At 40.9% G+C, this 6665-nt stretch carries 6 protein-coding genes; 1 reads left to right on the forward strand and 5 read right to left on the reverse strand.

Translation table 11 applies throughout. The features are described 5' to 3' along the window. Nucleotides 1-28: 28 nt before the first annotated feature. Nucleotides 29-1324: an adenylosuccinate lyase gene (gene purB, locus FC56_RS00280; RefSeq protein ID WP_056977188.1), complete on the forward strand. Its 1296-nt coding sequence runs from the start codon at nt 29-31 to the stop codon at nt 1322-1324. Between the two features lie 42 nt (nt 1325-1366). On the opposite strand, the gene FC56_RS00285 is transcribed toward purB, so the two are convergent. Genes FC56_RS00285 through FC56_RS00305 form a run of 5 tightly spaced genes read right to left on the reverse strand, consistent with a single transcriptional unit; the run spans nt 1367 to nt 6529 of the window. Next, the gene (locus FC56_RS00285) at nt 1367-2695 is read right to left on the reverse strand and encodes a dihydrolipoyl dehydrogenase family protein (RefSeq protein ID WP_056977191.1); all 1329 of its coding nucleotides are present in this window, start codon (nt 2693-2695) and stop codon (nt 1367-1369) included. 12 nt (nt 2696-2707) lie between these two features. After that, nucleotides 2708-3673: an ABC transporter ATP-binding protein gene (locus tag FC56_RS00290; RefSeq protein WP_056977193.1), complete on the reverse strand. Its 966-nt coding sequence runs from the start codon at nt 3671-3673 to the stop codon at nt 2708-2710. Continuing rightward, nucleotides 3674-5203, reverse strand: coding sequence for an ABC transporter permease/substrate-binding protein (locus tag FC56_RS00295; protein WP_056977195.1), 1530 nt, complete (start codon nt 5201-5203; stop codon nt 3674-3676). Nucleotides 5204-5223: 20 nt separating this feature from the next. After that, a complete protein-coding gene (locus tag FC56_RS00300) occupies nt 5224-6087 on the reverse strand; it encodes an NmrA family NAD(P)-binding protein (RefSeq protein ID WP_054671711.1) in 864 nt (287 codons plus the stop codon). Then, nucleotides 6080-6529 (reverse strand): Rrf2 family transcriptional regulator, encoded by a 450-nt coding sequence (locus FC56_RS00305; protein WP_056977197.1) that lies wholly within the window; start codon nt 6527-6529, stop codon nt 6080-6082. Before FC56_RS00305 ends, FC56_RS00300 begins: the two co-directional genes overlap by 8 nt. Nucleotides 6530-6665 lie beyond the last annotated feature (136 nt).

The raw sequence follows: 6665 nt of genomic DNA on the forward strand, positions 1-6665 counted from the left end.
TCATCAACTGACGAAGGAGCAACTTAACATGCTATCAAGATACAGTCGGCCCGTAATGGAACAAATTTGGTCGTTAAAAAATCAATACCAAACATGGCTTACCGTCGAAATTGCCATCGATAAAGCCTGGAATCAACTGGGAGTAGTCCCCGATAGTGACCTCGCTTTAATCGAAGCTAACGCGAAGTTCGATACAGACCGCATTGCTGAAATTGAAGCTACCACCCACCACGACGTAGTAGCATTTACCCGTGACGTGTCAGAATCTCTAGGCGATGAAAGTCGTTGGATTCATTACGGTGTTACCAGCACTGACGTGGTGGATACCGCTCAGGCTTTACGGTTAGCTCAAGCTAATGACGTCATCGCTAATGACCTCCAAGAGTTATTAACAACCTTAAAAAGGCTCGCCCTGAAATATAAGGACACCGTTATGATCGGTCGTACCCACGGTGTTCAGGCTGAACCAACCACCTTTGGCCTAAAAGTAGCTCGTTGGTATTCAGAAATCAACCGACATATTAATCGTTTTGCTACCGTTGCTGCTGACTTAAAAAGTGGCAAAATTAGCGGTGCAGTGGGCACTTACGCCAACGTGCCCCCAGAGTTAGAGGAACTCACCTGCCAATTCTTAGGCTTACAAGCTCAAGAAATTTCAAGTCAAGTCCTACCACGCGATCTTCACGCTGCGTACATTGCAGAATTAGCATTGATTGGCACTAGCTTGGAAGAATTTGCTACTGAAATCAGAAGTTTACAGCGATCAGAAATTCACGAAGTAGAAGAACACTTTAATCCTGGTCAAAAAGGCTCTTCGGCTATGCCCCACAAACGTAATCCAATTTCTTCAGAGAACATTACCGGTCTAGCCAGAGTTTTGCGTGGTTATATCACCCCGGCATATGAAGACGTTTCTTTATGGCATGAACGAGATATTTCCCATTCGTCTGCAGAACGAATCATTCTAGCTGACAGTACCACCTTGGTGGATTACATGTTGAACCGCTTCAATCGAGTGCTAACTAATCTAGATGTCTTTCCTGAAACGATGGAAGCTAACCTAGATAAGACTTATGGTTTAATTTATAGTCAACGCGTTTTATTGAAGTTAATTGATGCCGGTCTTACCAGAGAAGCAGCCTACGATCTAGTTCAACCGTTAACCGCTCAAGCATGGGATCAACACGTTCAATTCAGAGAACTAGTAGAAAATAATTCTGAAATTACTAACGTCCTTTCAGCAGCGGACATTGCGGACGCTTTTGATTTTCACTATCATTTACGTCACGTAGATGATATTTATCGCCGATTAGGCTTGTTGTGAGCAACAAAAAAGGATTTTGACTTTTGTCAAAATCCTTTTTTGTTAACCCAAATATTCTAAATCACTAGCTTCCGTAGGATATAAGAAAACTTGCTCCTTAACTTGCTTCATTGTTTGACCAGTATTAATAATCTGAGTCAAATAGTTCACTAAGGTCTCAGCCTCGTTACTAATAACGGTAGCTCCTACAATTTGATCCGTTTGTTTATCCACTACCATCCATGCTTTAGCCAGCGGCTCATTTAAATGTTTATAAGTAAACCAATTAGTCATATCGCTTACTTGACTACGATACTTATCGGATTGCTCCTGAGCAGTTTGCCAACTGATTCCTACTTGAGCCAACCGTGGCATCCCAAAGACTACCGTCGGGATTTCGGGATAGTGAATTGCAGCTCCTGATTCAACTAATTCTTGACTTAGATAAGCAGCTTCAAATCCGGATACTGGAGTTAGCTTAGGAATGCGTTTAGCTACTACATCCCCCATTGCATAAATGTTAGGTTGAGCTGTTTGTAAATGATCATTAACCACAATTCCGTGACGATCAGCTTCTACTCCAATGGCGGCTAAATTCAATGTATCAGCATTAGCAACCCGGCCGCTAGTAACGAAGGCTTGGTCCACTGTTAACTCATAATTAGGAGCTTGAATCACGGTTTGATCAGCTTCGCGCTTTATGGATTGAGTCTCAACGTTCAAATCAAATTGAACTCCTTTAGCTTCCAGCTGATTCATTAGTTCAGCCACCGCAGCTTGCGCAAATTGTTTTAGTGGTCGCTCATTGTGATGAATAATATGCACTTCAGCACCAGCAACGGCAGCAATAGCAGCCAATTCAAAAGCAATATAACCTCCACCAATAAACGCAATTTTAGCCGGCATGGTTGGTAATGACAAAAAGTCAGTACTAGTCAGTAAGTATTCATCTCCTGGGACGTTTAAACGGCCCGGACGCTGACCAGTTGCAATTACAAATCGATCAGCAGTGATAGTTTGTTCACCAACACTTAAGGTGTGTTCATCCACAAAACTGGCGTGACCGTCAAAGACTTCAATTCCAGCAGATACTAAACCAGCCCTAGAATTATCAGAGACCGGATCGGTAAACGTTTGTTTAAATTTCATTAATTGGGGCCAATTAATTTGCGGCGTTTGATTTAAGCCACGCCCCACTAGTTGATCACTTTTAACTTGAGCTTCTACCGCACCCAATAAAACTTTCTTGGGGTCACAGCCGCGGTTAGGACAAGTTCCCCCCCACTTATTTTCTTCTACCACCGCTACTTTTTGCCCCGCAGAGTGTAACGGATATGCCAAACCTAGTCCTGCTGGACCCCCACCGATAATTACCGTATTAAATTGATTCATCTTGCACCTCCACTAATGTTTGACTTCGCTTAAATACCGCATAATGGATTGCCGGTCTAACCAACCAACTGGCTTTTCAGTTTCATCACGGACTTCAACTACCTCGTTAGAAGCTAGGATAACAAAAACTTCTTCTAACGTCGCCTCGCTAGCTACTACCGGCAAATCAGTAGCTGTCGTTGGGCGTTGAATCTGATAACCGGTTTTAATAATTTTATCCACAGGTGTATCATACAAGTTTTTGCCCACAGTTGCCGCAAAAAAGTCTTCCACAAATTGATTCACAGGATGTTGGGCAATTTCCGTCGGGGTACCAACCTGTAACAATTCGCCATGGCTCATTACTCCAATGCGATCCCCCAACTTGAGAGCCTCATCCATATCATGGGTCACAAACACAATTGTGGTCTGGTATCGTTTATGAATGCGCAACACCAAATCTTGGAGTTGGTTTCTAACAATTGGATCTAAGGCACTAAAGGGCTCGTCAAATAAAATTACCGGTGGATTAGCAGCCATAGCTCGAATAATTCCAATGCGTTGTTGTTCACCACCCGATAGTTCCCGTGGATAACGATCACGATACTTATCTGGATCTAAGTCCACGCCCCTTAGTAGTTCGTCTACTCGTTGGTCAATTTCTTTTTTAGCCGTATGCTTTAATTCTAAGATCACCGCTACATTTTGTTTCACGGTCATCGTTGGAAACAACGCAATTTGTTGAAGCACATAACCAATGTTGAGTCTTAATTGGCGGAGATCATAGTCTTTAGCTCGTTTGTTATCAATTAAAATATCACCGCTAGTTTGAACGATCAGTTGGTTAATCATTTTCAACGTAGTGGTCTTACCGCTTCCTGACGTTCCAACTAACACGAACAATTCACCTTGAGAAACAACAAAGCTAAGGTCTTTAACCGCCTGGGTATTATCAAATTCCTTTTTGACGTGTCGAAATTCAATCATTGGTGCTGCCATTTAGTCACTTCCCTTCAAGAGGCCTTCTTCTTGCAGATAACGTTTTGCCACCTCAGCCGCTGAGCGTTTTTGCACGTTAACTTCATAATTCATTTGGCGCATCTGTTCGGCAGTGATTTTTCCCCGCAGTTGATTTAATGCGGTTACTACCTTAGGGTGCTGATCAGCAAACTGAGTTTTCATCAACGGCGCTCCCTGGTAAGGAGGGAAAACGTGCTCCGGATCACTCAATACCGTTAGGTGGTACTGTTTAATCTGACTGTCAGTAGTGTAAACATCACAAATATTAATATCATTTTTAGTAATGGCTTCGTAACGTAATGACGGTTGCATTTGTTTAACAGGAAAATCAATTTGATATTTCTTTTGAATTCCCAGCCAACCATCTTCTCGGTTAGCAAATTCTTGTGAAAAGCCAGCATGTAATTTAGATTGCACCCGCTTTAAATCCGCAATGGATTTGAGATGGTATTTCTTGGCAAAACTAGTCTTAACTGCTAGGGCAAAAGTATTTTCGTACTTCATAGGTGCTAAGTACTTCATTTGGTATTGCTGTTGAACCAACTTAGCAGCCCGATTGTAAGTTTGTTGTTCAGACAGTGGCTGGCTAGGCGCCCCGTTTTTTACTAACGTCGTTAACACCGTACCGGTAAATTCTGGATAAATATCTACTTCGTCGCTCTTTAAAGCACTGAACAAGAAGGACGTTTCACCAAAATTAGTTTTTAATTCCACCTGGGCTTTAGGATCACCTTGCTGAATCAGATCCTTATACATATTAATTAAAATATCCGGTTCGGATCCCAATTTACCGGCAATCACAATTTTTTCTGGTTTAGGAGCTAAGGTGGCAATTCCCACTCCCCCAGCAAAAAGTACTAAAATTGTGCCTAATAAAATTAGAATTTTTTTAGGAGTTAATTTTTCAGCTAGCTTAATTAGGCTACTTAAAACAATTGCTAAAATTGCTGAACTAATGGCTCCCACCAAAATTAGTGCTGGATCATCTCGATTAATTCCCAATAAGATAAAATTACCTAACCCACCTGCTCCAATCAACGCCGCTAAAGTAGCGGTCCCCACGATCAAAACCATGGCCGTTCTAATTCCAGAAATAATTACTGGCATGGCAATTGGTAATTCCACTTTAAATAATTTTTGAATCGGTCGCATCCCAAATGCATCGGCGGCCTCTTCAAGAGACGGATCGATCTCAGCAATTCCTACATATGTATTTTGAAATATAGGTAGCAGGGCATAAATTACTAATGCAATAATGGACGGAGCAGTCCCAATCCCTACCAGTGGAATCAATAACCCCAACAATGCTAACGAAGGAATGGTTTGAAAAACACTGTTGATTTGCAATAATAATTCCGCCACTCGCTTATGCCGAGTAGCCCAAATTGCTAACGGCATTGCCAAAACTAACGCAATAATTAAGGAAATTAACGAGATTTCTAAATGTTGTCCTAACGCAATCCACAGTTCATGTCGTTGAGCCATAAAAGTGTTGATTAATTCGTTCATTTAAACTCCTTTCATTGCAACTATCCCCGATAATTTTGTTGTAAGAATGTCAGCATATCTGTTGGTTGTTTACCAGTGATAGTCTCAAAATCATTAGTAACAATGTTAAACAATCCTAACCCACCAGCTTGGTACATAGACGCTAATTCGGTACCATCTCCCTCAGCCGCATAAATTTTAGTAAATTCAGCAACATTAACTGGGCGGTACCCAATATTGTGTCCAGTCACAGCAGTCATCATTTTGCCTAAAGTCTGCATATCTAGCGCCTCATTTTGAGTCAGCGTATAAATTTGCCCTTTGCTGCGTAATTCAGGAGTGATTGCCACTGTAGCAATGGCTTCCGCGCTATTGTCATAACTAATAAAACTCATTTTTTGATTACCAACCGGATATATTAAAGCTTGACGTTCTATTAATTCTGGTAAGTAAGGAATTAACGGATCAGCATAGAGGGCATTTTTCAATACCGTATATTTAATCCCAGCCGCTGCCAACCGTCTAGGCGCATAACCGTAGTATCCTGACATCGTGAAAGGATTATTTTCTTGATCAGCGTAAAAGCTAACAAAAACCATTTCGGTTAAGTTAGCATCATTCATTGCAGCTAATACGTTTTCTAATTCCTGCACTCGCTGCACAATATTATAAGTTTTGCTGGGAATATAGATTAAAACATCCGCCTTAGAAAATACTGATACCATCGTTTGCGGGTCCAAATAATCAATTGCTTGCACGTTAATTCCTAGTTGAATTAAATTTTGTGATTTACCTAGGCTATGTACCGCTGCTGTTACGTCATTAACAGCCACAGAGTTTAGTAAATTAGCAACTACCCGGTTACCCAAATTACCAGTTGCTCCGGTTACTACATATTTAGTCATTTAACTCCCCACTTTCTTTTAAAGCCTGCTCATTTCTAATATTATCAATCACCTGGGTTAAAGTAATTGATTCTAATTTTTGCTGAGTTGCGGCCTGGACTTCGTCATAATACTGTGTTAAAACCTGTTGAATATTCCCTCCCACAATACAATCGGGGTTAGTTTGGCGATCAATACTAAAAAGTTCGGTATCTCCTTCAACCGCCATATAAATATCTAACAAAGTGATCTGATCAGTTGATTTAGTCAGAATAGGAGCTGGAGTACCAGAAATCGTTTTAATTAACCCTGCGGCCTTTAATTTACTCATTAAGCGCCTAATCACTACCGGTGATGTTACAACGCTAGCTGCAATTTCTTCACTGGACAGTTTAGTATTTTGATATATTTTTAGATAGGCTAATATGTGGATAGCATCACTAAAACGAGTAGATAATTTCATAATTCCTCCAGAGTTGGTGTAACTTAACAAGTTACAGCTATGATAACTTCTTACTACTAATTTGTCAATTTTTAAACACAAAAAAAGGACCTCTATTTCTAGAGATCCTTTTAACAATTAGCGTGGCAACGTCCTA

Origin of the sequence: Lentilactobacillus senioris DSM 24302 = JCM 17472, from assembly GCF_001436555.1 — a bacterium.
In the GTDB taxonomy this organism is placed as follows: domain Bacteria; phylum Bacillota; class Bacilli; order Lactobacillales; family Lactobacillaceae; genus Lentilactobacillus; species Lentilactobacillus senioris.

Coding starts and splice junctions, on each gene's coding strand:
- purB (WP_056977188.1), top strand. CDS start 29: ATGCTATCAAGATACAGTCGGCCCGTAATGGAACAAATTTGGTCGTTA.
- FC56_RS00285 (WP_056977191.1), bottom strand. CDS start 2,695: ATGAATCAATTTAATACGGTAATTATCGGTGGGGGTCCAGCAGGACTA.
- FC56_RS00290 (WP_056977193.1), bottom strand. CDS start 3,673: ATGGCAGCACCAATGATTGAATTTCGACACGTCAAAAAGGAATTTGAT.
- FC56_RS00295 (WP_056977195.1), bottom strand. CDS start 5,203: ATGAACGAATTAATCAACACTTTTATGGCTCAACGACATGAACTGTGG.
- FC56_RS00300 (WP_054671711.1), bottom strand. CDS start 6,087: ATGACTAAATATGTAGTAACCGGAGCAACTGGTAATTTGGGTAACCGG.
- FC56_RS00305 (WP_056977197.1), bottom strand. CDS start 6,529: ATGAAATTATCTACTCGTTTTAGTGATGCTATCCACATATTAGCCTAT.